Below are 24565 nucleotides of genomic sequence, written 5' to 3'. Positions count from 1 at the left end.
ACATTATGTTTTTAGTCGACTCACACTGCCATCTTGATGGCCTGGATTATCAATCCCTGCATAAAAACGTGGATGACGTGCTGGAAAAAGCCGCTGCCCGCGATGTGAAATTCTGCCTTGCGGTGGCGACGACGCTGCCGGGTTATCGCACCATGCGTGAGCTGGTGGGCGTTCGCGACAACGTGGTGTTCTCCTGCGGCGTGCATCCGCTGAATCAGGACGAGGCGTATGACGTTGATGAACTGCGCCGACTGGCAGCAGAAGAGGGCGTGGTGGCGATGGGGGAGACCGGCCTGGACTATTTTTACACGCCGGAAACGAAACCGCGACAGCAGGAGTCCTTCCGCCATCATATCCGTATTGGCCGCGAACTGAACAAGCCGGTCATTGTGCATACCCGCGATGCGCGTGCCGATACCCTGGCGATCCTTCGGGAAGAAAACGTGACGGATTGCGGTGGCGTACTACACTGTTTCACAGAAGACAGAGAAACGGCGGGTAAACTGCTTGATTTAGGGTTTTATATTTCGTTTTCCGGGATCGTGACGTTCCGTAACGCTGAGCAGCTCCGGGATGCCGCGCGTTATGTTCCGCTCGATCGCATTCTGGTGGAGACAGACTCTCCGTATCTGGCCCCGGTACCGCATCGCGGTAAAGAGAACCAACCGGCGATGACGCGAGACGTGGCTGAGTACATGGCCGTACTGAAGGGCGTCAGCATCGAAGAGCTGGCCCGCGTGACCACGGAAAACTTCTCAACGCTGTTCCATATTGACCCCGCCCGCCTGCAATCTGTCTGATACACCTGTTTTTTTTAGGCTCGTAATTAATAAATAAAACGAGTAAAGTTCACCGCCTCATTTGGGGCGGTGAGGGTGTTTTTAGACACATCCGGACACGCTTTTTGTAAATAACTGAAAGTTTTTCGACCGCCTTAAGCTGAAACGTGATAGCCGTCAAACAAACTCAGAGGGAATTATTTTACTCTGTGTAATAAATAAAGGGCGCTTAGATGTCCTGTCCACGGCACGGTACTCCCCCCGGGCCAATGCGTGAAAGCGTAAAAAAAGCACAAATACTCAGGAGCACTCTCAATTATGTTTAAGAATGCATTTGCTAACCTGCAAAAGGTCGGTAAATCGCTGATGCTGCCAGTATCCGTACTGCCTATCGCAGGTATCCTGCTGGGTGTCGGTTCTGCTAACTTCAGCTGGCTGCCAGCCGTAGTGTCCCATGTGATGGCCGAAGCAGGCGGTTCTGTCTTTGCTAACATGCCACTGATCTTCGCGATCGGTGTGGCTCTGGGCTTCACCAATAACGACGGCGTATCTGCGCTGGCTGCAGTGGTTGCTTACGGCATCATGGTGAAAACCATGGCTGTGGTTGCGCCGCTGGTTCTGCATTTACCGGCAGAAGAGATCGCCGCGAAACACCTGGCGGACACCGGTGTTCTGGGCGGTATCATTTCCGGTGCGATTGCAGCGTACATGTTCAACCGCTTCTATCGCATCAAGCTGCCTGAGTACCTGGGCTTCTTCGCGGGCAAGCGTTTCGTTCCGATCATCTCTGGTCTGGCAGCGATTTTCACTGGCGTGATCCTGTCCTTCATCTGGCCACCAATCGGCTCCGCTATCCAGACCTTCTCTCAGTGGGCTGCTTACCAGAACCCGGTTGTGGCGTTTGGTATCTACGGCTTCATCGAGCGTTGCCTGGTGCCATTCGGTCTGCACCACATCTGGAACGTTCCATTCCAGATGCAGATTGGTGAATTCACCAACGCAGCAGGCCAGGTATTCCACGGCGATATCCCACGTTACATGGCGGGTGACCCAACTGCAGGTAAACTGTCTGGTGGCTTCCTGTTCAAAATGTACGGTCTGCCAGCAGCGGCGATTGCTATCTGGCACTCTGCTAAGCCAGAGAACCGTGCAAAAGTGGGCGGTATCATGATCTCCGCAGCGCTGACCTCGTTCCTGACCGGTATCACCGAGCCGATCGAGTTCTCCTTCATGTTCGTTGCGCCGATCCTGTACGTTATCCACGCGATTCTGGCGGGCCTGGCGTTCCCAATCTGTATTCTGCTGGGTATGCGTGACGGTACGTCCTTCTCTCACGGTCTGATCGACTTCATCGTTCTGTCCGGTAACAGCAGCAAACTGTGGCTGTTCCCAATCGTGGGTGCGTGCTATGCCGTTGTTTACTACACCATCTTCCGCGTGCTGATTAAAGCACTGGACCTGAAAACCCCAGGCCGTGAAGATGCGACAGAAGACAGCAAAGCGGGCGCGACCAGCGAAATGGCTCCGGCACTGGTTGCCGCGTTCGGCGGTAAAGAGAACATCACTAACCTGGACGCGTGCATCACTCGTCTGCGTGTGAGCGTTGCCGACGTCGCGAAAGTAGACCAGCCGGGTCTGAAAAAACTGGGCGCAGCGGGCGTGGTTGTTGCAGGTTCTGGTGTACAGGCAATTTTCGGTACGAAATCCGATAACCTGAAAACCGAAATGGATGAATACATCCGCAACAACTAAGCTGTGACCTGGGGAGACTAAGGCAGCCGAATGGCTGCCTTTTTTATTTCTGTCTTAAAAAAATGCAGCAGCACGCTTTAACGGTCACTCTTCGTTCAGCTGATGAACATTCAGGAAAGAAATCGAGGGAGGAGGTTGAAAGGACAGGAGAAACTCGCTCATACTCTTGAATTGTGTCACGCACTCAACCAGAGCGTGTGTTAACAGCAATTGCTCGCGCCAGATTAAACAAAAAAGGAAAAGGTCATGGCTGAAGAAACGATTTTCAGTAAAATTATCCGTCGCGAAATCCCGTCGGATATCGTCTATCAGGATGAACTGGTAACGGCTTTCCGGGATATTTCCCCTCAGGCCCCGACGCACGTCCTTATCATTCCCAATATTCTGATTCCGACCGTAAACGACGTAAAAACCGAGCATGAAGTGGCGTTAGGTCGTATGCTGACGGTGGCCGCGAAAATCGCTGAACAGGAAGGCATTGCAGAAGACGGTTACCGTCTGATCATGAACTGCAACCGTCATGGTGGCCAGGAAGTTTATCATATTCACATGCATCTGCTGGGTGGACGTCCTCTGGGGCCGATGCTGGCACATAAAGGTCTTTGATATGCGTAAAGGGCGTATTGCAGCGCTGGTATTGACGATGATGATTGTGGGGTGCAGCTCGCGCCCGGCGATCCCCGTGAACGATGAACAGACGCTGGTGATGGAATCCTCCGTGCTTGCCGCGGGCATCACGGCGCAACAACCCGTGCTGACCATCAGTGAAATCAATTCCTCTGCCTCCTCTACGCTCTTTAATGAAAGACATGAACCCGTGACGGTCCACTACCGTTTTTTCTGGTATGACGTAAGAGGTCTTGAAATGCATCCGCTGGAGGCGCCGCGCAGCGTCACCATTCCGGCCAGATCGTCGGTAACGCTCTATGGCAGCGCCAACTATCTGGGTGCGCATAAGGTGAGACTTTATCTTTATCTCTAAGGGGTGAACCTTGATTAAAAACTTGAGCCGCTATGCGCTCGTGACAGCTTTCGCGCTGTTCCTGGCGGGGTGTGTGACCCGAACTGAACAGCCAGCGCCTGTGGAAGAGGCGAAACCGGGCACTGAACAGCCGACACAGCCAACGCAGCCGCAGCCAACCGTGCCGTCTGTGCCGTCTATTCCGTCACAGCCTGGCCCGATTGAGCATCCGGACCAGACGTCGCAGCCCACGCCGCGCGTGCGCCATTACGACTGGAACGGCGCAATGCAGCCCATGGTCGGCAAAATGCTGCAGGCACAGGGCGTGACGGCAGGCAGCGTGTTGTTGGTCGATAGCGTGAACAACCGTACCAACGGTTCGCTGAACGCGGGTGAAGCGACAGAAACGCTGCGCAATGCGCTGGCAAACAACGGTAAGTTTACGCTGGTCTCGGCTCAGCAACTCGCGGTAGCCAAACAGCAGCTGGGCCTGTCGCCGCAGGATAGCCTCGGCACACGCAGCAAGGCGATCGGCATTGCCCGTAACGTTGGCGCACAGTATGTGCTGTACTCTAACGCCACCGGTAACGTGAATACACCGGCCCTGCAGATGCAGCTGATGCTGGTTCAGACAGGCGAAATTATCTGGTCAGGTAAAGGTGCGGTTACGCAACAATGACAGCACGCGTGAAGAGATTCTGACGCGCTATTTTCCTCAGTACCGCCTTATCGCGCCGCAGGCCCACTCCGGGCTTGGCGGCGCGAGTTGCATTATAGCGCAGGGGGAACGACGCCTGGTCTTGCGGCAACATCACGACCCCTATGCGCCTGCCTCCCATTTCCGTCGTCAGTTTCGCGCCCTGAGGCGTCTTCCGTCAGATCTCGTGCCTGCCCCCCGTTTTTTCAGAGAGAGCTGGATGGCCGTCGACTATCTGGACGGTGACGTGAAAAGCGCGCTGCCGGACACGCCGACGCTCGTGGCAATGCTGTATCATCTGCACCGGCAGCCACGTCTGGGATGGCGAATCACGCTATACCCGCTGCTTGAACGCTACTGGCAGCAGGCCGCGCCAGACAGACGCACTCCAGTGTGGCTGGCACATCTCAAGCGGTTGCGTAAAGCAGGCGAGCCGCAGCCGATTCGGCTATCGCCGCTGCACATGGATGTTCATGCCGGAAATATTGTGCATACGGCAGAGGGCATCAGGCTCATCGATTGGGAATACGCCGGAGATGGCGATGTGGCGCTTGAGCTGGCAGCAGTCTGGACGGAGAGTGACGACGCGCGGCAGACGCTTATCAGGAACTACGCCGAGGTGGCGCACATTGACGCCGACGCGCTGAGGCGTCAGGTCAAACGCTGGCGGCCATGGGTCGTCATGTTAATGGCTGGCTGGTTTGAAATGCGCTATCAGCAGTCAAGAGACAAACATTTTATTGCGCTGGCAGACGATGCCTGGCGTCAGTTATAAACGAAAGGATAAGAGAGGTGGATGTGGGTCCAGTCATGTTGGATGTAGAAGGGTTTGAACTGGATGCGGAGGAGCGTGAAATTCTGGCGCATCCGCTGGTGGGGGGCCTGATCCTGTTTACCCGCAACTATCACGATCCGGCGCAGCTGCGCGAGCTGGTGCGCCAGATCCGCGCCGCGTCGCGCAACCATCTGGTGGTCGCCGTCGATCAGGAAGGCGGCCGCGTGCAGCGCTTTCGCGAAGGGTTTACCCGCCTGCCGGCAGCCCAGTCTTTTGCCGCGCTGCTCGGCACGGAAGAGGGCGGGACACTGGCGCAGGAGGCCGGCTGGCTGATGGCCAGTGAAATGATTGCCATGGATATCGACATCAGTTTTGCCCCGGTTCTGGACGTGGGGCATATCAGCGCCGCCATTGGCGAGCGCTCGTACCATGACGATCCGCGCATTGCGCTGGCCATGGCGACCCGCTTCATTGACGGCATGCACGATGCCGGGATGAAAACCACCGGGAAACACTTCCCTGGCCACGGGGCGGTAACGGCGGACTCGCATAAAGAGACCCCGCGCGATCCGCGCCCGGAAGCGGAAATTCGCGCCAAAGATATGTCGGTGTTCAGGTCGCTTATCACCGACAACAAGCTGGATGCCATCATGCCTGCGCACGTGATTTACAGCGACGTTGACCCACGTCCTGCCAGCGGCTCTCCGCACTGGCTGAAAACCGTTCTGCGTCAGGAGCTGGGCTTCAATGGCGTGATTTTCTCTGACGATCTATCAATGGAAGGGGCGGCGATTATGGGCAGCTACGCTGAACGCGGCCAGGCGTCGCTGGATGCAGGTTGCGATATGATCCTGGTCTGCAATAATCGTAAAGGTGCCGTTAGCGTGCTGGATAACCTGTCGCCGATCAATGCAGAGCGTGTTACACAATTGTATCATAAAGGTTCATTTAGCCGTCAGGAGCTGATGGATTCGGCGCGCTGGAAGACGGTCAACGCCCGGCTTGAAGACCTGAATGAGCGCTGGCAGGCACATAAAGCCAGCCTGTAAACCCTCCCGGAAGGCGTAGCGTGGTGAGAAGACGATGATTATCTATTTACACGGTTTTGACTCAAACAGTCCTGGTAATCATGAGAAGGTGTTGCAGCTGCAGTTTATCGATCCGGATGTCCGGTTGATCAGCTACAGCACGCGCCATCCGAAGCATGATATGCAGCACCTGCTCAAAGAGGTGGACAAGATGTTGCAGCTCAACGTCGACGATCGCCCGCTGATTTGCGGCGTGGGGCTGGGCGGCTACTGGGCGGAGCGGATTGGCTTCCTGTGTGACATCCGCCAGGTCGTATTCAATCCCAACCTTTTCCCGAACGAGAACATGGAAGGCAAGATTGACCGCCCGGAAGAGTATGTCGATATTGCGACCAAGTGCGTCAGCAATTTTCGGGAAAAAAACCGTGACCGCTGCCTGGTGATCCTGTCGCGTAACGATGAGGCGCTCAACAGCCACCGGGCGGCAGAACTGCTGCATCATTACTATGAAATTGTCTGGGACGAAGAACAGACCCACAAGTTTAAGAATATCTCCCCGCATCTGCAGCGCATCAAAGCCTTTAAAACGCTGGGCTAAACCACAGCCTGCCACTTCAGAAACCCGGTCGCGAACGCGCACCGGGTTTCTTTTTGTCCAGAATTGTCTACTTTTAAGCCATCAAAACTTGATGCATATCAATTTTGGTATGACCAATGCGCCTGACGTGGTATTCTCAATGCACCTGAATGGTTTCAGTGCTGTAACCTGTTGTTAATTAAGGGTTATTTTTATAACTTTTAATTAACAATTGGTTAATAATTTGAGGGGGTCACGTTGACTACGCCATTGAAAAAGATAGTGATTGTAGGCGGTGGTGCTGGCGGGCTGGAGCTGGCGACACAGTTGGGTAAGAAGCTGGGGCGCGGTAAAAAAGCCAAAATCACGCTGGTGGATCGTAACCACAGCCACCTGTGGAAACCGCTGCTGCACGAAGTAGCGACCGGCTCTCTGGACGAGGGCGTGGACGCGCTCAGCTATCTGGCACACGCGCGCAACCATCATTTCCAGTTCCAGCTGGGCTCGGTGGTGGACATCAACCGTGAAAGCAAAACCATCACTCTGGCAGAACTGCGTGATGAAAAAGGGGAGCTGTTGGTTCCTGAGCGCAAGCTGCCGTACGACACCCTGGTCATGGCGCTGGGCAGTACCTCCAACGACTTCAACACGCCGGGCGTGAAAGAGCACTGTATCTTCCTCGATAACCCGCACCAGGCGCGTCGTTTCCATCAGGAAATGCTGAACCTGTTCCTGAAGTACACCAGCAATATGGGTGCGAACGGTAAGGTCAATATCGCCATTGTCGGCGGCGGTGCGACGGGTGTTGAGCTGTCCGCTGAGCTGCACAATGCGGTGAAGCAGCTGCACAGCTACGGTTACAAAGGGTTAACGAACGAAGCGCTGAACGTCACGCTGGTCGAAGCCGGTGAACGCATTCTGCCTGCGCTGCCTCCGCGTATTTCCGGTGCGGCGCACAATGAACTCACCAAGCTGGGCGTGCGGGTGCTGACGCAGACCATGGTGACCAGCGCCGACGAAGGCGGCCTGCACACCAAAGACGGCGAGTATATCAAAGCGGATCTGATGGTCTGGGCGGCAGGTATCAAAGCGCCTGACTTTATGAAAGATATCGGCGGCCTGGAAACCAACCGCATTAATCAGCTGGTCACGGAGCCAACGCTGCAAACCACGCGTGACCCTGAAATCTTTGCTATCGGTGACTGCGCCTCCTGCGCCCGTCCTGAAGGTGGATTCGTGCCGCCGCGCGCCCAGGCTGCACACCAGATGGCAAGCCTGGTCCTGCACAACATTCTGGCGCAGTACAAAGGCAAGCCAATGAAGGCCTATGTTTACAAAGACCACGGTTCTCTGGTGTCTCTGTCAAACTTCTCAACCGTCGGCAGCCTGATGGGCAACCTGATGCGCGGCTCGATGATGGTAGAAGGGCGCATTGCCCGCTTCGTGTACATCTCCCTGTACCGTATGCACCAGATTGCGCTGCACGGCTACTTCAAAACCGGGCTGATGATGCTGGTGGGCAGAATCAACCGCGTGATCCGTCCGCGTCTGAAGCTGCACTAATCTTTCACTCCCTCCGGGCTCTCCGGAGGGAGTTTTTAGCATGTCATGCTGTAGATCACAGTTTGACTGCTTAAGAGTTCTCCTAAATAGAATATATCTCCTCGCTATGCCCCTTTTTTGATCCTTTATCTGATTGGCGAAGCCGTGCCTCCATTGCAAAATTGTTACCAATAGCAACAAAGGAGGAAGTCCCGTGAATAAATCAATGTTGGCGGGTATAGGGATTGGCGTCGCGGCTGCGTTAGGTGTGGCTGCCGTTGCCAGTCTCAACGTATTAGACCGCGGCCCGCAGTATGCGCAGGTGGTTTCTGCTACACCGATTAAAGAAACGGTAAAAACGCCTCGTCAGGAGTGCCGTAACGTCTCCGTGACGCATCGTCGTCCGGTGCAGGATGAAAACCGTATCGCCGGTTCTGTTCTGGGTGCGGTAGCGGGTGGCGTGATTGGTCACCAGTTTGGCGGCGGCCGGGGTAAAGATGTAGCGACCGTGGTCGGCGCGCTGGGTGGCGGCTATGCCGGTAACCAGGTGCAGGGCGCGATGCAGGATAATGATACCTACACCACGACTCAGCAACGCTGCAAAACCGTCTATGACAAGTCGGAAAAAATGCTGGGTTATGACGTGACGTACAAAATTGGCGATCAGCAGGGCAAAATCCGCATGGATAAAGACCCGGGCACGCAAATTCCGCTCGATGGAAATGGCCAGCTGGTTCTGAATAACAAAGTGTAAAAAAGATGTTCTCTGAATTTAGCTCCTCATGCGCTCAGGCTGAGGAGCTTTTTTTTGCTTCAGATTTTGAGGAGCTCAGGCCACAGCCGCAGCGTGGTGTCGCTGATATTCTGCAGTTTTTCCAGCGTTGCCCCTTCACGGGCGCTGATCGACATCCCCTGCAAAATACAGCTCAGGTATTGCGCCAGCAGCTGAGGGTTGCACTGTGCAGGGATTTCACCGCGCTGCTGCCGCTGAGCCAGAAAGGCGCTCAGCGTCTCCTCCTGCATGGCATGACGCGATTTCACCGTATTGGCAATCTCTTTCGAGGACGCCGCCAGGGTGGCAGAGGTGTTAATCATAAAGCAGCCCGCAGGCGTGTCCTTACTGGTGAAGCAGGTCGCGACGGCGGTGAAGTAATCCCGAAGCGCCTGTTCGACGCTTTTCTCTTCACAAAACAGCTGGGCTTCGTGTTTCGCCGCAAAGCGCGAAATGTATCTGTCCAGCACTGCCCTGAACAGCCCCTCTTTATTGGTAAATTCGGCATAGAGCGTCGGCGCTTTGGCGCCGGTGGCTTCTACCAGATCGGAAAGCGAGGTTGCTTCATACCCATGTTGCCAGAAGAGAGTCATGGCCTTATCAAGCGCTGCATCCCTGTCAAACACTTTTGGTCGGCCACGGCTTTTCTTTGCACAACTCGTGACGTCGGTTGTCATGTGCCGTTGGTCCTCTGTTGGTTTGTTGAATGACCATTATAAAAATAAACGCAAGTCACCACCAGCGCTGAATGCTTAAAAATAAATTAATCATATGAGTATGAAAAATAACGACTTTAAAATTAAGTTAACGACCATTATAAAATTATGTTGACGTGTGAGATGGATCACATTTATGATTTACCTATCGATCGTTAACTAAATAGCTAACGACCTCCAAATTCATCTGCTAAAGGTAAACATCATGAAAAACGTAAAAACCCTCATCGCTGCTGCTGTCCTGAGTTCACTCTCTTTCGCAAGCTTTGCGGCTGTACAGGTACAGTCCACCCCGGTCGATCAGCATAAAGTCGGGACGATCTCTGCCTCTGCCGGGACTAACCTGGGTTCACTGGAAGATCAGCTGGCGCAAAAAGCGCAAGAGATGGGTGCAAAATCTTACCGCATCACCTCTGTGACCGGTCCTAACACCCTGCACGGCACCGCCGTCATCTACAAATAAGCCGGGCATAAACCCTCATTTATGCCACTGCAATAAAAAACGCCCTGCTTAGCAGGGCGTTTATTTATTTATGATTTACATCGATTGCTGGATGACATCGTGATGCCGGGTGACGTCGGTCGGCATGCCTGAGCGGGCCTCCATTGCGCGCTCCATCACCTCGCTGTTGGTATTCGCATTCGTTTTAAAGCTTACCATCGCGGCATTCAGGTTGATGGGCAGCGTCTGCGGGTCATCGCCAATGTTTTTCGATAGCGGCTGGTGAATTTCAACCAGCCGCACGCCGCCCGGCTCCTCAGAAACCTTGATCGGCGTATTGATAATATTGACTTTCGTACCCGGCGTAACGACGTTAAACAGCGTTTTGATATCGTCATCGCGCAGACGAATGCAGCCGGAGCTGACGCGCATGCCGATGCCAAAGTCCGCGTTCGTTCCGTGCAGCAGGTAAACGCCGCCGTAGGCCGCCAGACGGATCGCGTGGTGACCCATCGGGTTATCCGGGCCTGCTGGCACCACGGCTGGAAGATCGATGCCCTGAGCTTTATACCGGGCACGAATATTGGCCGTTGGTGTCCAGGTTGGATTCGCGCGTTTATCCGAGACGGTCGTGACCATCGTCGGCGTCAGGGTGTCGCCGCCCAGCTGACCAATACCAATCGGGTAGACGGTCACCTCATTTTTACCCGGCGGGTAATAGTACAGACGCAGCTCCGCCAGATTTATGACGATCCCCTCACGCGGAGCGTCCGGCAGGATAGTCTGTAACGGGATAGTCAATACGCTGCCCGCGCGCGGGACGTAGGGGTCGACGCCAGGGTTCGCCTGCAGCAGGGCCAGAAAACCAACGTTATATTTTTTGGCAATGGCTTCCAGCGAACCGCCATTATTTTCAACCACATGAAAGCGGTTTTCCCCCACCACCTTGCTGCCGGGCGGAGGAAGGGGCCAGGTATTTGCGCGAGCGGGAAGTGCAACCGCAACGGTGGCTGCCAGCGCAAACAGGGTTAACCAGCGAGTCATACGCGAAGAGATCATCACCATAATCCATATAAATGATAAGGTTATTGTTTTATAAGGCGTTAACGATAATTATGGCGAATGGGTGTGTCGGGAAGATCGGGTGAAGTGCAAAGAGTTTGTAAATTGTCCCCCGTTAGCGCTGGGCTAACGGGGGAGGGGAGGTCAGGCGATCGCGTTCTCTTCCAGTTGGCGCATAAAGTTACGCACCCAGTCCATGCGGGTTTTGCGCTCCGTCAGCTCCTGGGTAAATTTCAGCCGCGTTGGGCCATCCAGACGGAAATGCTGCGGCTGTTTTTGCAGCAGACCGATGAGCCACATCGGGTTGACGTGGTTCTTCTCCGCGAACTCAATCACGCCGCCTTTTTCGTTGCCTTCAAGCTTGCGAATGCCCAGCTTCTGCGCCTGCTGGCGCAGGCGCGCGATATCCAGCAGATTTCGCGCCGCATCGGGCAGCAGACCAAAGCGGTCGATCAGCTCAACCTTAATCTCTTCCAGCTCGCTTTCCGTCTTCGCGCTGGCGATGCGCTTGTAGAACGACAGTCGGGTATTTACATCCGGAATGAAATCGTCCGGCAGCAGGGAAGGCATACGCAACTCGACCTCGGTCTGCTGGCTGGTGAGATCTTCCAGCGACGGCTCGCGCCCGGCCTTCAGGGCATCAACCGCGTTTTCCAGCAGTTCCATATAGAGCGAGAAGCCGATGGTCTCCATCGAGCCGCTCTGGTCCTCACCCAGCAGTTCACCGGCACCGCGGATCTCGAGATCGTGCGTGGCCAGCGCGAAGCCTGCACCGAGGTCTTCCAGCGAGGCGATGGCTTCCAGACGCTTCTGCGCATCGGTGGTCATCGCTTTCGGATGCGGCGTCAGCAGCCAGGCGTAGGCCTGATGGTGCGAACGCCCGACGCGGCCGCGCAGCTGGTGAAGCTGCGCCAGGCCAAAGTGATCCGCACGTTCAATGATGATGGTGTTCGCCGTCGGAATGTCGATCCCGGTTTCGATGATGGTGGTGCACACCAGCACGTTAAAGCGCTGATGGTGGAAGTCGTTCATCACCCGTTCCAGCTCGCGCTCGCGCATCTGCCCGTGACCGATAGCAATGCGCGCTTCCGGCACCAGCTCCGCCAGCCTGTCGGCGGCTTTCTGGATGTTTTCCACGTCGTTGTACAGGTAATAGACCTGACCCCCGCGCAGCACTTCACGCAGAATGGCCTCACGCACCACCAGATTATCGTATTCGCGGACGAAGGTTTTTACCGCCAGACGGCGCGCCGGCGGCGTGGCAATAATCGACAGATCGCGCATGCCGCTCATTGCCATGTTCAGGGTTCGCGGGATCGGCGTCGCGGTCAGGGTCAGGATATCGACGTCGGCGCGCATCGCTTTGATGCGTTCCTTATGACGCACCCCGAAGCGGTGCTCTTCGTCGACGATCAGCAGCCCCAAATCTTTCCACTTCACGTCGCTTTGCAGCAGCTTGTGTGTACCGATCAGAATGTCAATTTTGCCTTCGCTTGCCTGCTCCAGGATCTGCGTCTGCTCTTTGGTGCTGCGAAAACGTGACAGCATCTCGATGCGTACCGGCCAGTTGGCGAAGCGGTCGCGGAAGTTGTCGAAGTGCTGCTGAGCGAGCAGGGTGGTTGGCACCAGCACCGCCACCTGCTTGTTGTTTTCCACCGCAAGGAAGGCGGCGCGCATCGCCACTTCGGTTTTGCCGAAGCCGACGTCGCCGCACACTAAACGGTCCATCGCCAGCGGCTGGCACATGTCGCTCAGCACGGCGTTAATAGCCTGAGCCTGATCCGGCGTGGTTTCAAACGGGAAGCTGTCGCAGAACAGCTGATACTGTTCCTTATCATGCTTAAAGGCGAAGCCCTCTTTGGCCGCGCGCTGGGCGTAGATATCCAGCAGCTCGGCGGCCACGTCACGCACTTTTTCCGCGGCCTTCTGGCGCGCGCGCGCCCAGGCGTCGCCGCCCAGCTTGTGCAGCGGCGCGTTCTCTTCGGCACCGCCCGCGTAGCGGCTGATCAGATGCAGGGACGACACCGGGACATACAGTTTGGCGTCGTTAGCGTAGGTCAGCATCAGGTATTCACCTTTAATGCCGCCCGCCTCGAGCGTGGTCATCCCCTGATAGCGTCCAACGCCATGCTCCAGGTGAACAATCGGCTGGCCCGGATGCAGTTCGGCCAGGTTGCGGATCAGCGTGTCCGGGTTGATGGTTCGACGGCTGTCCTGACGACGGCGCGCGACGCGCTCGCCCAGCAGGTCGCTTTCGCAAATCAGCGCCAGGTTGTTGAGCGTGTCGATGAACCCATGCTCGGCGGCGCCAATCATCAGGTAACGGCCGTTTCCGGTCGCTTCGCTCAGGCGCAGGATGCGCTTCGGCGCCACCTTAATGCGTCCCAGCAGCTCACCTAACGCTTCGCGACGGCCTTCACTCTCAACGGAGAACACCACCGGGCCGGTAAAGGACTCCAGGAACTTGCGCAGATTATCCAGCGGGGATTTCTGCTGCGCCTGGACGGCCAGGTCCGGCAGCGTCCGGAAGGCGAGGTTGGTGTTGGCGGCCTTATCGGCAAGCGAATCGGTTTTCAGCTGCATGCGCGGCCAGCGATTCAGCTCGGCGTTGAGCTCGTCGGTACGCAGCCACAGCGCTTCCGGCGGCAGCAGCGGACGCATCGGGTCAACGCCCCGGTTTTCGAAGCGAGCGCGGGTTTCGCTTTCAAAGCGGCTGGCGCTGGCGTCGATATCCCCGGTGTTAACAATCAGGGTATTCGCCGGGAAGTAGCTGAACAGGGCAGGGAGCGGCTCGCTGAAGAACAGCGGCTGCCAGTATTCAATCCCGGCAGGCAGCGTGCCTTTGCTGACCTGCTGATAAATATGTTCCGCGTCGCGCTTCACCTCGAACTTATCGCGCCACTGGCTGCGGAACAGTTCGATAGCGGTTTTGTCCGTCGGGAACTCATGCGCGGGCAGTAAATTGATGGACTCCACTTCCTCCAGCGTGCGCTGCGTATCGGCGTCGAAGACGCGCAGGCTGTCGATTTCATCATCGAAAAAGTCCAGACGATACGGCTGGTCGCTGCCCATCGGGTAAAGGTCGAGCAGCGCGCCGCGGGTCGCATATTCCCCGTGCTCCATCACCTGATCGACGTGGCGATACCCGGCGCCGTCAAGCTGCGCCCGCAGGGCATCACGGGACAGGCGCTGACCTTTTTTCATTACCAGCGCGTGACCGTGCAGGTAGCTGTGCGGACAGACGCGTTGCATCAGGGTGTTTACCGGCACAATCAGCACGCCGCGCTGCATGGTCGGGAGTTGATACAGCGTCGACAGGCGCGAGGAGATGATCTCCTGGTGCGGAGAGAAGCTGTCATAGGGCAGCGTTTCCCAGTCGGCTAGGCTGAACACCAGATTATCGGTGAACTGGCGAATTTCATCGTGCAGGCGCAGGGCGTTTTGCATATCCGGGGCAACCAGGATCACCGGGCCAGGATGACGCTCAGCAATTTCCGCCACCAGCGTGGCGCACGCTGCGCCCGTGAGTTCACCCAGCTGGCGCTGGTCGCCCGCTTTGACAGGCAAGGAATAACGATAGTGTTCAGGCATGGCTATGTCAGAGTCTCTTATGGATATACCAACAGTATTGGGGCATATCACTGATACGCAATGTCTTTATTATCCTCGATCGTTTTACATAAGCAAATCGTAACCGCACGGCGGGGTTATACGCCCCCGAAAGGGGGCGGAGAGGGCATTAACGGGTGGTCGGCGAGAGCGTAAGCGTCGAAGGCGGAGAAAAGAAAATGTCCCCGAACAGCGCGGTGGAGAGTTTACGCACCCCCAGCCCGGCCAGGGTACAGATAAGCAGGCTGGCAAACGGGTAGACCAGAATTAAGGTGAGTTCAGCCCAGAGCGGCCAGTACGCGGCATTCATCTCGCCAATCAGGAACAGGCTAAAGGCCTCAATGAGGATGCGGTGGGTGGTATAAATCGCAATGGTATTGGAGCCAATCACGTTCAGCAGGTTGTCAGGGTGAACGGCATAGCGCTGCTCAACGCTGTAGAACAGCTTCATGATCAGCACAATCGACAGCAAGGAGAGCAGCAGCGGAACGTTAGCAAACAACAGCACCACGGAGACGGCGGCGAAAGCGCCCGTTGCCAGCCAGGTGCGGCGCAGGTTTAGATTTTTCATCCATGCCATCAGCTCAGCGCCATACCACGCCCCGAGGCTGTAGTAGATCATGTTGCGGACCACGCTGTTCATTCCCCACCACGGCAGCGGCAGGAAGTTGATCGCGATGCTTGCCAGCGCCAGCAGTCCCAGCATCGGCAGCTTCCAGCGGCTCAGCAGTTTACACAACGTGAAGTAGACCACCAGGGCATACAGATACCACAGGCTGGTGCTGGCGGTGAGCATCCCTTGCACAAATCCCAGGAGCGAATCGGCGTAGGCCGCGTTCGACGAGGTGGTAACCTCGCGATCGGGCGCCAGCCAGGCGTTCAGGTGGGTCAGCGCCTGCCATTGCAGAATCCCCCACAGCGCCAGAACCCAGACAATGCTCCAGATTCGCTTGTCGAGGCTGGTTCGCCAGTCCACCTCGTCAATATAACGACGGATCAGATAGCCGGAGATAAAGAAAAAGACCGGCATACGGAAGGGGGCGAGATAGAGATTAAAATAGATCCAGCATTTGGCGAGAAGGCCAGAGAGCGGGTGTTGCAGCCCGATCAGGTGCGGATAAAACGTGATAACTGAATGGTAGATAACCACCAGGCAGATGCACAGCCCTTTTATCTGGTTAATCCATAATGCTTTTTGCTTCATTGTTCGCAACTACCTTATTGCCATAGACGAACGAGCAATTGTTGTTAAACGAAACCGGGCTGTAATGGGTAACAGTCTGTATCAGGAGGTTTTTCGGAAAAGGTGGAGGTTACGAGGTGCGGTTTCAGATATTAGTATCCTGATTTATCTGAATTTTTTGGAAAAATGATTACCAAAGCTTACGGTTTCAGTCATTTACGCTTAACGGATTCGCTTATATACTCGTGGGTCTGCTATCAGCAAACAGACGGACTTCATGTATCAACCTGTCGCACTCTTCATAGGCTTACGCTACATGCGTGGGCGCGCCGCGGACCGCTTCGGTCGCTTTGTCTCCTGGCTTTCGACTATTGGCATTACGCTTGGCGTGATGGCACTGGTGACGGTGCTTTCCGTCATGAATGGCTTCGAGCGCGAGCTGCAAAACAACATCCTGGGGCTGATGCCGCAGGCCGTACTCTCATCGACTAACGGTTCGGTTAACCCACAGCAGCTGCCGGAAAGCGCGGCGAAGTTACAGGGCGTCACGCGCGTTGCGCCACTGACCACCGGCGACGTGGTGCTGCAAAGCGCCCGCAGCGTGGCGGTCGGCGTGATGCTGGGTATCGACCCGGCACAAAAAGATCCGCTGACGCCGTATCTCGTTAACGTGAAGCAGACCGACCTGGAAGCCGGGAAATACAACGTGATTCTGGGTGAGCAGCTTGCCGGTCAGCTTGGCGTCAACCGTGGCGACCAGCTGCGCGTGATGGTGCCTTCAGCCAGCCAGTTTACGCCGATGGGGCGCCTGCCAAGCCAGCGCCTGTTCACCGTGATTGGGACCTTTGCCGCCAACAGTGAAGTCGATGGTTACCAGATGCTGGTTAACATTCAGGACGCGTCACGCCTGATGCGCTACCCGGCCGGCAATATCACCGGCTGGCGCCTGTGGCTCGACGCGCCGCTGAAGGTCGATACCCTCAGCCAGCAAAAACTGCCGGACGGCACCAAATGGCAGGACTGGCGCGAGCGTAAAGGCGAGCTGTTCCAGGCCGTGCGGATGGAGAAAAACATGATGGGGCTGCTGCTGAGCCTGATCGTCGCCGTGGCTGCTTTTAACATCATCACCTCGCTAGGGCTGATGGTGATGGAGAAGCAGGGCGAGGTCGCTATCCTGCAAACCCAGGGGCTGACGCCGCGGCAGATCATGGCCGTGTTTATGGTGCAGGGGGCCAGCGCCGGTATCATCGGCGCGCTGCTCGGGGCGGTGCTGGGTGCGCTGCTTGCCAGCCAGCTCAACAATTTAATGCCGATCATCGGCGCGCTGCTTGACGGCGCGGCGCTGCCGGTGGCCATCGAGCCGCTGCAGGTGGTCGGTATTGCGCTGGCCGCGATGGCCATTGCGCTGCTTTCTACGCTTTATCCTTCCTGGCGCGCTGCCGCCACTCAACCCGCTGAGGCTTTACGTTATGAATAAGATCCTGTTGCAATGCGACAACCTGTCCAAACGCTATCAGGAAGGCACTGTGCAAACCGACGTGCTGCACAATGTGAGCTTTAGCGTGGGTGAAGGCGAGATGATGGCGATTGTCGGCAGCTCCGGCTCCGGTAAGAGTACCTTATTACATCTGCTGGGCGGGCTGGATACCCCAACCAACGGCGACGTGATTTTCTCCGGCCAGCCGATGAGCAAAATGTCCTCGGCGGCGAAGGCCGAGCTGCGTAACCGCGAGCTGGGCTTTATCTACCAGTTCCACCACCTGCTGCCGGATTTCACGGCGCTGGAAAACGTGGCGATGCCGCTGCTGATTGGCAAAAAGAAACCGGCTGAGATTAACGCCCGCGCCAGCGACATGCTGAAAGCGGTAGGGCTGGGCCATCGCGGAAACCACCGTCCGTCGGAGCTGTCCGGCGGCGAGCGTCAGCGCGTGGCGATTGCCCGTGCGCTGGTCAACAACCCGCGTCTGGTGCTGGCGGATGAGCCTACCGGTAACCTGGACGCCCGCAACGCGGACAGTATTTTCCAGCTTCTGGGCGAGCTGAACGCCTCGCAGGGCACCGCGTTTCTGGTGGTGACCCACGATCTGCAGCTGGCAAAACGCATGGGGCGCCAGCTTGAGATGCGCGACGGCCATCTGAACGCGGAACTGACCCTGATGGGAGCAGAGTAATGGCGTCACCGTTATCGTTACTCATCGGTTTACGTTTTAGCCGCGGCCGCCGTCGCGGCGGCATGGTGTCGCTGATCTCCGTTATCTCGACCATCGGTATTGCGCTGGGTGTGGCGGTGCTGATCGTGGGCTTAAGCGCCATGAACGGCTTCGAGCGCGAGCTGAATAACCGTATTCTGGCGGTCGTGCCGCACGGGGAGATCGAACCGGTTAACCAGCCGTGGACTAACTGGAGCGACGCCCTGAACAAAGTGGAAAAAGTGCCCGGCATCGCCGCGGCTGCGCCCTACATTAACTTTACCGGGCTGGTGGAGAGCGGGGTAAACCTGCGCGCTATCCAGGTGAAAGGGGTGAATCCGACGCAGGAAGCGCGCCTCAGCGCGCTGCCGAACTACGTGCAGAACGGCGCGTGGGCCAACTTCAAGGCGGGCGAGCAGCAGATCATCATGGGTAAAGGCGTTGCTGATGCCCTGAAGGTGAAGCAGGGCGACTGGGTGTCAATCATGATCCCGAATGCCAGCGCCGATCACAAACTGCAGCAGCCAAAGCGCGTGCGCCTGCACGTTACCGGTATTCTTCAGCTGAGCGGTCAGCTTGACCACAGCTTTGCGATGGTGCCGATGGAGGATGCACGCCAGTATCTCGACATGGGCGACAGCGTGACGGGCATTGCCATTAAGGTGAACGACGTCTTTAACGCTAACAAACTGGTGCGCGACGCGGGCAGCGTGACCAATAACTATGTCTACATCAAAAGCTGGATCGGCACTTACGGCTATATGTACCGTGATATCCAGATGATCCGCGCCATTATGTATCTGGCGATGGTGCTGGTGATCGGTGTCGCGTGCTTTAATATCGTCTCGACGCTGGTGATGGCGGTCAAAGACAAGAGCGGCGACATCGCCGTGCTGCGTACCCTTGGGGCAAAAGACGGTCTTATTCGCGCCATCTTCGTCTGGTACGGTTTGCTGGCAGGACTGTTCGGCAGCCTGTGCGGCGTGGTGATTGGCGTGGTGGTTTCCCTGCAGCTAACGCCGATTATCAACGGGATTGAAAAGCTTATTGGTCACCAGTTCCTGTCGGGTGATATCTATTTTATTGACTTCCTGCCGTCTGAACTGCACTGGCTGGATGTTTTTTATGTGCTGCTTACAGCACTTTTACTGAGTCTGCTGGCAAGCTGGTATCCGGCGCGTCGCGCAAGCCGAATTGATCCGGCGAGGGTATTAAGTGGCCAGTAATTACGTCACGATCTAGCGGCTTTCGGGTCGCCAGATCGAAAGAGGAATGCGTTATGTATTATGGATTTGATATTGGCGGCACCAAGATTGCGCTCGGCGTGTTTGATAAAGACCTCAAACTGCAGTGGGAAACCCGCGTTCCCACGCCGCGCGACAGCTACGATGAATTTTTAACCGCCATTGCCGCGCTGGTGGCGCAGGCTGATGAACGCTTTGGCGTGAAAGGCAGCGTCGGCATTGGTATTCCGGGCATGCCGGAAACCGACGACGGTACGCTTTACGCGGCCAACGTGCCTGCCGCCAGCGGTAAACCGCTGCGCGCCGATCTCTCTGCGCTCCTTGAACGCGACGTGCGTTTAGATAACGACGCCAACTGCTTTGCGCTCTCCGAAGCCTGGGATGATGAGTTCCGTCAATATCCGCTGGTGATGGGGCTGATCCTCGGTACCGGCGTCGGCGGAGGAATCGTCATCAACGGTAAGCCCATCACCGGCCGCAGCTACATCACCGGCGAGTTTGGTCATATCCGCCTGCCGGTGGATGCGCTGGAGGTCGTCGGCCGTGATTTCCCGCTGACCCGCTGCGGCTGCGGGCAGCACGGCTGTATTGAGAACTACCTGTCAGGCCGCGGGTTTGCATGGCTTTACGAACACTTCTATCATCAGAAACTTGAGGCCCCTCAAATCATTACCCTGTGGGAGCAAGGGGATGCGCAGGCGCGTGAGCACGTCGAGCGCTATCTGGATCTGCTGGCGGTGTGTCTGGGCAATATTCTCACCATCGTCGACCCGGATCTGCTGGTGATTGGGGGAGGGCTCTCAAACTTTACCGCGATTACGGAACGGTTGTCCGGGCGTTTGCCCCGACATTTATTGCCGGTTGCCCGCGTGCCGCGTATTGAACGCGCGCGACACGGGGACGCAGGAGGCATGCGCGGAGCCGCATTCCTTCATCTCACCGATTAGTTTACGAGGTTTCTATGCTGTCGCGTCGCCAGGGTCGACTCAGCCGTTTTCGCAAAAATAAACGCCGCTTGCGTGAGCGCTTGCGCCAGCGGATCTTTTTCAGAGACAGAATGATGCCAGAAGCGATGGATAAACCCAGAGTGGTGGTGCTGACCGGGGCGGGGATCTCCGCCGAGTCAGGAATTCGAACCTTCCGCGCGGCGGACGGGCTGTGGGAAGAGCACCGCGTGGAGGATGTTGCCACGCCGGAAGGCTTTGCCCGCGATCCGGATCTTGTGCAGGCGTTTTATAACGCCCGCCGTCGTCAGCTTCAGCAGCCTGACGTCGCGCCGAATGCGGCGCATCTGGCGCTGGCGAAGCTGGAAGAGGCGCTGGGCGATCGTTTTCTGCTGGTGACGCAGAATATCGACAACCTGCATGAGCGAGCCGGTAACAGGAACATCATCCATATGCACGGTGAGCTGCTCAAGGTTCGCTGTGCCTGGAGCGGTCAGGTGCTGGACTGGAAAGAGGACGTGCTGCCGGAGGATAAGTGCCACTGCTGCCAGTTCCCGTCTCGCCTGCGTCCGCACGTGGTCTGGTTTGGCGAAATGCCGCTGGGAATGGATGAGATCTACAGCGCGCTGGCGATGGCCGACGTGTTTATCGCTATCGGTACATCCGGCCACGTTTACCCGGCGGCGGGGTTTGTTCACGAAGCGCGGCTGCACGGTGCGCATACGGTAGAGCTCAATCTTGAGCCGAGCCAGGTGGGCAGCGAGTTTGAAGAGAAACACTACGGCCTGGCAAGCACGGTTGTTCCGGAATTTGTCGACAAGCTGCTGAAAGGTCTGTAACGCGAATCGCGTGAAAAGGCACCCGCCCGGCGGGTGCCTTTTTATTTAAGAATGAAAGAACGCCAGCGTCTTCTCCAGCGATTTAGCCTGCTCGTCCAGCGAGAGCGCCGCCGCTGAGATCTGCTGAACCAGTGAAGCGTTCTGCTGGGTGGTGCTGTCCATCTGGTTGACGGCGGTACTGACCTGGCTAATCCCCCGATTCTGTTCGTCCAGCGCCTGAACAATGTCGTTGATGACCAGATGCACGTGCGACACCGCTTCAATCACCTGTTTCATCATCACGCCAGTTTCATTGACCAGCTCGACGCCTTTGCTGACGCGGCCTGAGGACTCGGCAATCAGCTGAGAGATCTCTTTGGCCGCGTTAGCGCTTCGCTGGGCAAGGTTGCGTACTTCACCTGCGACTACCGCGAAACCGCGTCCCTGTTCACCTGCGCGCGCCGCTTCAACGGCAGCATTCAGCGCCAGGATATTGGTCTGGAAGGCGATGCCATCGACGATACTGTTAATCTCACCGATCTTGCGCGCGCTCTCATCAATCTCGCCGATCACCACGACCACGTCGTTCACCAGCGTTTCGCCATGCCCGGCAAGGCTCGCGGCGCGATCGGTCAGGGTGGTCGCCTTGTGGGCGTTATCGGCATTGTTCTTCACCGTAACCGAAATCTCTTCCATGCTGGCAGCGGTTTCAACAATCGCCGCCGCCTGTTCCTCGGTACGCGAGGCGAGATCAAGGTTGCCCGCCGAAATTTCGCTGGTCCCGCCGTGCACGGAGTGGCTGGCTTCGCTGATGTTGTCGACGATGCGCTTGAGCTGCGTCTGCATGGTGTGCAGGGCATAAAAAATGCTGTGGGTATCCCCGGATCGCACCGGGATGGTGTTGTTCAGATCCCCGCGGGCGACGGCCAGGGCGATCCCGGCGGCCTCGGAAGGTTCTCCCCCCACCGGACGGTCAACCTTGCGGGTAAAAATCTGGGCCATCACCAGGCTAACCGCAACGATGCTTAACACCATCATGACGATGGCCTTCAGTAAAAATGCGCGCGCTTCGGCCATCACTTCGCTGACCGGGGTGATGATGGCGAGTTTCCACGGCGTCTGGCTATTACCGACGGCGATCGCCTGCCAGGTGATAAATACCTCTTCTTTCAGCAGCGGATCGTTTACCCGAGTGACGTCATGTCCTGCAATGTGACCCGCGTAAGGCTTGCCTGCCGCACCTTTGTCCGGGCTGGACACCACGTTATTGCCCGCAGACAGGAGCAGGGCGTAGCCTGTGCCGTTCCACGGTTTAATGGCGCCAATCATGGACTGCAGCGTGGCGAGCGAGAAGTCAGAGGTGACTGAGCCCAGAAACTGACCGTCACGCATGATGGGGGCGGCAATTGAGGTGAGCATCACGTCCACGCCGTTGTAGGGGTAAATATAGGGTTCGATGATCACATCTTTATGCCGCTGTTTCGGCAACAGATAGTAATCGCCGCTGCCGGGCGTTTCGATGTCCGTCAGCAGGTGCAACGCCGGTTTGCCGGTGGCATCGCGGTCGACGTAGCGGGCGTAGCGCCCGGCAGGATCTTCACCGCTCTGACCGGCAAAGACGGCATCTTTATCGTCAAACGCGTTGGGCTCAAAGGCCATCGACATGGAGAGAAACGACGGGTGAGCCGAGAGGTAGTGGACGAGCAGCTGGTTCAGGCTCTGGCGGTCGGAAATGCCCGCTTCGCGCAGCGCGAGGGCGCTGTTGCCCATATCCCGGGCGGCAGTCAGGGCAGAATCCAGCTGTTTGCTGACCTGTAAAGCTTGTACCTCGGCTATCTGGCGGATATGGTTTTTGGCCAGCACCTCTTGCTGCGCCATCCATTGCCACATCATAAACCCGATCGTTGCCGTAAAGCCCACCGTCACGGTGAGGAAAATGGACAATAGCATCAACGTCTTGACTCTTATTTTTTGTCTTCGGACCATGGCGTCTTTCATTCTCATCTCCCGTAATGTCGTGCATGTCGGGCAGGCACAAAGTACTTATCGGATATTTCATCTCCTTTCTGTAGAGCGAAGGATATATTTAATTTAAATCCAGACGGTTAATTCCCGTTAATTAGTGTGGATGCTTTTATTTTGTGCATTCAATCAAAATAGTGCTCGATAAAACTCGTTATCGTCGTGTAGAAAGAGGATGCTAATAAATATAAAGTGGTAGAGGAGGATGGGATATGTACGGATTTATCGCGCGACAACCCATTTTTAACCCTGAAATGAATACCGTAGCCTATGAGCTGCTTTTCAGAGACGGGATGACAAATCGTTTTCCGGATGTGTCGGCAGAATATGCCACGTCCAGGATGATATCAGATCAGTTCTTATGTGTGCCGTCCCAGCGCATTGCCGGGGCACATACGTCGTTTATTAATTTCCCTTCAAGGATGGTTATTGACCGCAGTGGAGAAGCGCTTGATAAAGAGAGCGTGGTGATTGAGATTCTTGAAGATGCTGTGCCGGGGGCCGAACTGCTGCAGGCCGTCAGGGAGATGAATGCGCACGGCTATCAGTTTGCGCTTGATGATTTCACCCTTGCGCCAGAATGGGATGTTTTTTTACCCTTTATTTCAATCCTGAAATTTGACGTCAGAAATTATACCTTAGCGCAAATTAAAGCGTATCTGAAAGTACGTAAACATCTGACCGGTCACATTAAATATCTTGCTGAAAAAATTGAGACTAAAGAAGAATTCAACCAATACAGAGACGAGGGATTTTCCCTTTTTCAGGGCTATTTTTTCTGCCGTCCCGAGGTCATTAAATATAAACGGCTGTCGCAAAATCAGCTGGCGATTTTTCGGCTGCAAATGGAGGTCGGACGCAATAAACCTGATTTTCGAATCATCGAGTCGTTGATAAAAACCGATCTCACGCTCTCTTATAAAATCATGCGCTATATGAAGCATACGGCGTTTAAACATGTCGGCGCCTGTAATTTCAGCAAGTTAACCCTGAGCGAGGTGCTCAGGTATCTTGGCGAAAACCAGCTCCGACGGTTTGTTGCCGTCGTGGTCCTCGCCAGTGCGGGCAATGACACCGTCAGCGAGCTTTACCCGCTGAGCATGATGCGCGGCAAATTCTGCGAACTGCTAGCTGAGACGATGAACGAACCTACTCTGGCTGAAAATGCGTTCATGTGCGGCCTGTTTTCTCTGCTCGATACCCTCCTGGAGCTTCCGATGGCAGAGCTGATGAAGCAAATTGCGGTGCCGCAGAGCGTGAGCAACGCGCTGTGCCATCAGGAGGGACGGTTAGCCGACATGATTAACCTCTGCCGTTACTATGAACAGCAGCGGTGGGACGAGGCGACCCGGATTCGACAGGCGCTGGGCCTGTCAGATGAAGAGGTGGTTGAGGCGATGCGAAAAGCGACGCTCTGGGCTGGAGAGAATACGGTCAGTTAATCCTTCCTCAC

Annotated in this window: 22 protein-coding genes; 17 read left to right on the top strand and 5 right to left on the bottom strand. The window is 56.3% G+C overall.

The annotated features are described in order from the left end of the window. The first annotated feature begins 5 nt into the window (after window positions 1-5). The 10 genes from AA74_RS0106100 (at window position 6) to AA74_RS0106055 (ending at window position 8865) form a co-directional block, all read left to right on the top strand. Window positions 6-800, top strand: coding sequence for a metal-dependent hydrolase (locus tag AA74_RS0106100; RefSeq protein ID WP_023292781.1), 795 nt, complete (start codon window positions 6-8; stop codon window positions 798-800). 297 nt (window positions 801-1097) lie between these two features. After that, a complete protein-coding gene (ptsG, locus tag AA74_RS0106095) occupies window positions 1098-2531 on the top strand; it encodes a PTS glucose transporter subunit IIBC (protein ID WP_008500788.1) in 1434 nt (477 codons plus the stop codon). A 246-nt stretch (window positions 2532-2777) separates the two neighbouring features. Then, complete coding sequence (gene hinT, locus AA74_RS0106090) at window positions 2778-3137, top strand: purine nucleoside phosphoramidase (protein WP_008500786.1); 360 nt, start codon at window positions 2778-2780, stop codon at window positions 3135-3137. Window position 3138: 1 nt separating this feature from the next. After that, on the top strand, window positions 3139-3513 hold the full coding sequence (locus AA74_RS0106085; protein WP_008500785.1) for a YcfL family protein: 375 nt from the start codon (window positions 3139-3141) through the stop codon (window positions 3511-3513). A gap of 10 nt (window positions 3514-3523) precedes the next feature. Beyond that, a complete protein-coding gene (gene lpoB, locus AA74_RS0106080) occupies window positions 3524-4171 on the top strand; it encodes a penicillin-binding protein activator LpoB (protein WP_008500784.1) in 648 nt (215 codons plus the stop codon). Continuing rightward, the gene (gene thiK / locus AA74_RS01000000122040; RefSeq protein ID WP_032667300.1) at window positions 4152-4964 is read left to right on the top strand and encodes a thiamine kinase; all 813 of its coding nucleotides are present in this window, start codon (window positions 4152-4154) and stop codon (window positions 4962-4964) included. Before lpoB ends, thiK begins: the two co-directional genes overlap by 20 nt. A 23-nt stretch (window positions 4965-4987) precedes the next feature. Then, a complete protein-coding gene (nagZ, locus tag AA74_RS0106070) occupies window positions 4988-6013 on the top strand; it encodes a beta-N-acetylhexosaminidase (protein ID WP_025911802.1) in 1026 nt (341 codons plus the stop codon). A 34-nt stretch (window positions 6014-6047) separates the two neighbouring features. After that, entirely contained in the window at window positions 6048-6590 is a 543-nt protein-coding gene (gene ycfP, locus AA74_RS0106065; protein ID WP_008500781.1) for an alpha/beta hydrolase YcfP, read from the top strand. 237 nt (window positions 6591-6827) lie between these two features. Then, a complete protein-coding gene (locus AA74_RS0106060; protein WP_008500780.1) occupies window positions 6828-8132 on the top strand; it encodes an NAD(P)/FAD-dependent oxidoreductase in 1305 nt (434 codons plus the stop codon). A gap of 193 nt (window positions 8133-8325) precedes the next feature. Further along, window positions 8326-8865 carry a glycine zipper 2TM domain-containing protein gene (locus tag AA74_RS0106055; protein WP_008500779.1) on the top strand — a complete coding sequence of 180 codons (540 nt, stop codon included), beginning with the start codon at window positions 8326-8328 and terminating at the stop codon, window positions 8863-8865. Between the two features lie 59 nt (window positions 8866-8924). Here AA74_RS0106055 and comR read toward each other — a convergent pair whose 3' ends face one another. Continuing rightward, window positions 8925-9560 (bottom strand): TetR family copper-responsive transcriptional repressor ComR, encoded by a 636-nt coding sequence (gene comR / locus AA74_RS0106050; RefSeq protein ID WP_008500778.1) that lies wholly within the window; start codon window positions 9558-9560, stop codon window positions 8925-8927. 244 nt (window positions 9561-9804) lie between these two features. Here comR and bhsA point away from each other — a divergent pair, with 244 nt between their 5' ends. Further along, window positions 9805-10062, top strand: a complete 258-nt coding sequence (gene bhsA, locus AA74_RS0106045) for a multiple stress resistance protein BhsA (RefSeq protein ID WP_008500777.1) — start codon at window positions 9805-9807, stop codon at window positions 10060-10062. A gap of 75 nt (window positions 10063-10137) precedes the next feature. On the opposite strand, the gene AA74_RS0106040 is transcribed toward bhsA, so the two are convergent. From AA74_RS0106040 to AA74_RS0106030, 3 genes are all read right to left on the bottom strand, one after another. Continuing rightward, a complete protein-coding gene (locus AA74_RS0106040) occupies window positions 10138-11103 on the bottom strand; it encodes a L,D-transpeptidase family protein (RefSeq protein ID WP_025911795.1) in 966 nt (321 codons plus the stop codon). A gap of 144 nt (window positions 11104-11247) precedes the next feature. Next, entirely contained in the window at window positions 11248-14694 is a 3447-nt protein-coding gene (gene mfd, locus AA74_RS0106035) for a transcription-repair coupling factor (protein WP_025911793.1), read from the bottom strand. A 148-nt stretch (window positions 14695-14842) separates the two neighbouring features. Beyond that, window positions 14843-15916: an acyltransferase family protein gene (locus AA74_RS0106030; protein ID WP_008500774.1), complete on the bottom strand. Its 1074-nt coding sequence runs from the start codon at window positions 15914-15916 to the stop codon at window positions 14843-14845. Window positions 15917-16172: 256 nt separating this feature from the next. Between AA74_RS0106030 and lolC the strand changes: the two genes are divergently transcribed. Genes lolC through cobB form a run of 5 tightly spaced genes read left to right on the top strand, consistent with a single transcriptional unit; the run spans window position 16173 to window position 21111 of the window. Next, window positions 16173-17372 carry a lipoprotein-releasing ABC transporter permease subunit LolC gene (gene lolC / locus AA74_RS0106025; RefSeq protein WP_025911790.1) on the top strand — a complete coding sequence of 400 codons (1200 nt, stop codon included), beginning with the start codon at window positions 16173-16175 and terminating at the stop codon, window positions 17370-17372. Then, window positions 17365-18066 (top strand): lipoprotein-releasing ABC transporter ATP-binding protein LolD, encoded by a 702-nt coding sequence (gene lolD, locus AA74_RS0106020; RefSeq protein WP_008500772.1) that lies wholly within the window; start codon window positions 17365-17367, stop codon window positions 18064-18066. The genes lolC and lolD overlap by 8 nt, the downstream gene beginning before the upstream one ends. Then, window positions 18066-19310, top strand: coding sequence for a lipoprotein-releasing ABC transporter permease subunit LolE (gene lolE, locus AA74_RS0106015; protein WP_008500771.1), 1245 nt, complete (start codon window positions 18066-18068; stop codon window positions 19308-19310). Before lolD ends, lolE begins: the two co-directional genes overlap by 1 nt. A 53-nt stretch (window positions 19311-19363) precedes the next feature. Further along, window positions 19364-20275, top strand: a complete 912-nt coding sequence (nagK, locus tag AA74_RS0106010) for an N-acetylglucosamine kinase (RefSeq protein ID WP_021240740.1) — start codon at window positions 19364-19366, stop codon at window positions 20273-20275. A gap of 14 nt (window positions 20276-20289) precedes the next feature. After that, complete coding sequence (gene cobB, locus AA74_RS0106005) at window positions 20290-21111, top strand: Sir2 family NAD+-dependent deacetylase (protein WP_008500769.1); 822 nt, start codon at window positions 20290-20292, stop codon at window positions 21109-21111. A 45-nt stretch (window positions 21112-21156) separates the two neighbouring features. Here the strand turns inward: cobB and AA74_RS0106000 are convergent, their stop codons facing one another. Beyond that, window positions 21157-23088, bottom strand: coding sequence for a methyl-accepting chemotaxis protein (locus AA74_RS0106000; RefSeq protein WP_025911785.1), 1932 nt, complete (start codon window positions 23086-23088; stop codon window positions 21157-21159). A gap of 236 nt (window positions 23089-23324) precedes the next feature. On the opposite strand from AA74_RS0106000, the gene AA74_RS0105995 reads away from it, so the two are divergent. Continuing rightward, window positions 23325-24554: an EAL and HDOD domain-containing protein gene (locus AA74_RS0105995; RefSeq protein WP_025911783.1), complete on the top strand. Its 1230-nt coding sequence runs from the start codon at window positions 23325-23327 to the stop codon at window positions 24552-24554. The last annotated feature ends 11 nt before the right edge of the window (window positions 24555-24565 follow it).

This window comes from Enterobacter sp. 5-4 (assembly GCF_000612205.1).
Classification (GTDB): Bacteria; Pseudomonadota; Gammaproteobacteria; order Enterobacterales; family Enterobacteriaceae; genus Enterobacter; species Enterobacter roggenkampii.
Note: the sequence above shows the minus strand (reverse complement) of the source record. Positions and strands in the feature narration are given on the sequence as shown.

Coding starts and splice junctions, on each gene's coding strand:
- mfd (WP_025911793.1), bottom strand. CDS start 14,694: ATGCCTGAACACTATCGTTATTCCTTGCCTGTCAAAGCGGGCGACCAG.
- AA74_RS0106030 (WP_008500774.1), bottom strand. CDS start 15,916: ATGAAGCAAAAAGCATTATGGATTAACCAGATAAAAGGGCTGTGCATC.
- AA74_RS0106000 (WP_025911785.1), bottom strand. CDS start 23,088: ATGAAAGACGCCATGGTCCGAAGACAAAAAATAAGAGTCAAGACGTTG.
- lolE (WP_008500771.1), top strand. CDS start 18,066: ATGGCGTCACCGTTATCGTTACTCATCGGTTTACGTTTTAGCCGCGGC.
- AA74_RS0106100 (WP_023292781.1), top strand. CDS start 6: ATGTTTTTAGTCGACTCACACTGCCATCTTGATGGCCTGGATTATCAA.
- lolC (WP_025911790.1), top strand. CDS start 16,173: ATGTATCAACCTGTCGCACTCTTCATAGGCTTACGCTACATGCGTGGG.
- AA74_RS0106085 (WP_008500785.1), top strand. CDS start 3,139: ATGCGTAAAGGGCGTATTGCAGCGCTGGTATTGACGATGATGATTGTG.
- ptsG (WP_008500788.1), top strand. CDS start 1,098: ATGTTTAAGAATGCATTTGCTAACCTGCAAAAGGTCGGTAAATCGCTG.
- nagK (WP_021240740.1), top strand. CDS start 19,364: ATGTATTATGGATTTGATATTGGCGGCACCAAGATTGCGCTCGGCGTG.
- cobB (WP_008500769.1), top strand. CDS start 20,290: ATGCTGTCGCGTCGCCAGGGTCGACTCAGCCGTTTTCGCAAAAATAAA.
- AA74_RS0105995 (WP_025911783.1), top strand. CDS start 23,325: ATGTACGGATTTATCGCGCGACAACCCATTTTTAACCCTGAAATGAAT.
- bhsA (WP_008500777.1), top strand. CDS start 9,805: ATGAAAAACGTAAAAACCCTCATCGCTGCTGCTGTCCTGAGTTCACTC.
- comR (WP_008500778.1), bottom strand. CDS start 9,560: ATGACAACCGACGTCACGAGTTGTGCAAAGAAAAGCCGTGGCCGACCA.
- ycfP (WP_008500781.1), top strand. CDS start 6,048: ATGATTATCTATTTACACGGTTTTGACTCAAACAGTCCTGGTAATCAT.
- lolD (WP_008500772.1), top strand. CDS start 17,365: ATGAATAAGATCCTGTTGCAATGCGACAACCTGTCCAAACGCTATCAG.
- hinT (WP_008500786.1), top strand. CDS start 2,778: ATGGCTGAAGAAACGATTTTCAGTAAAATTATCCGTCGCGAAATCCCG.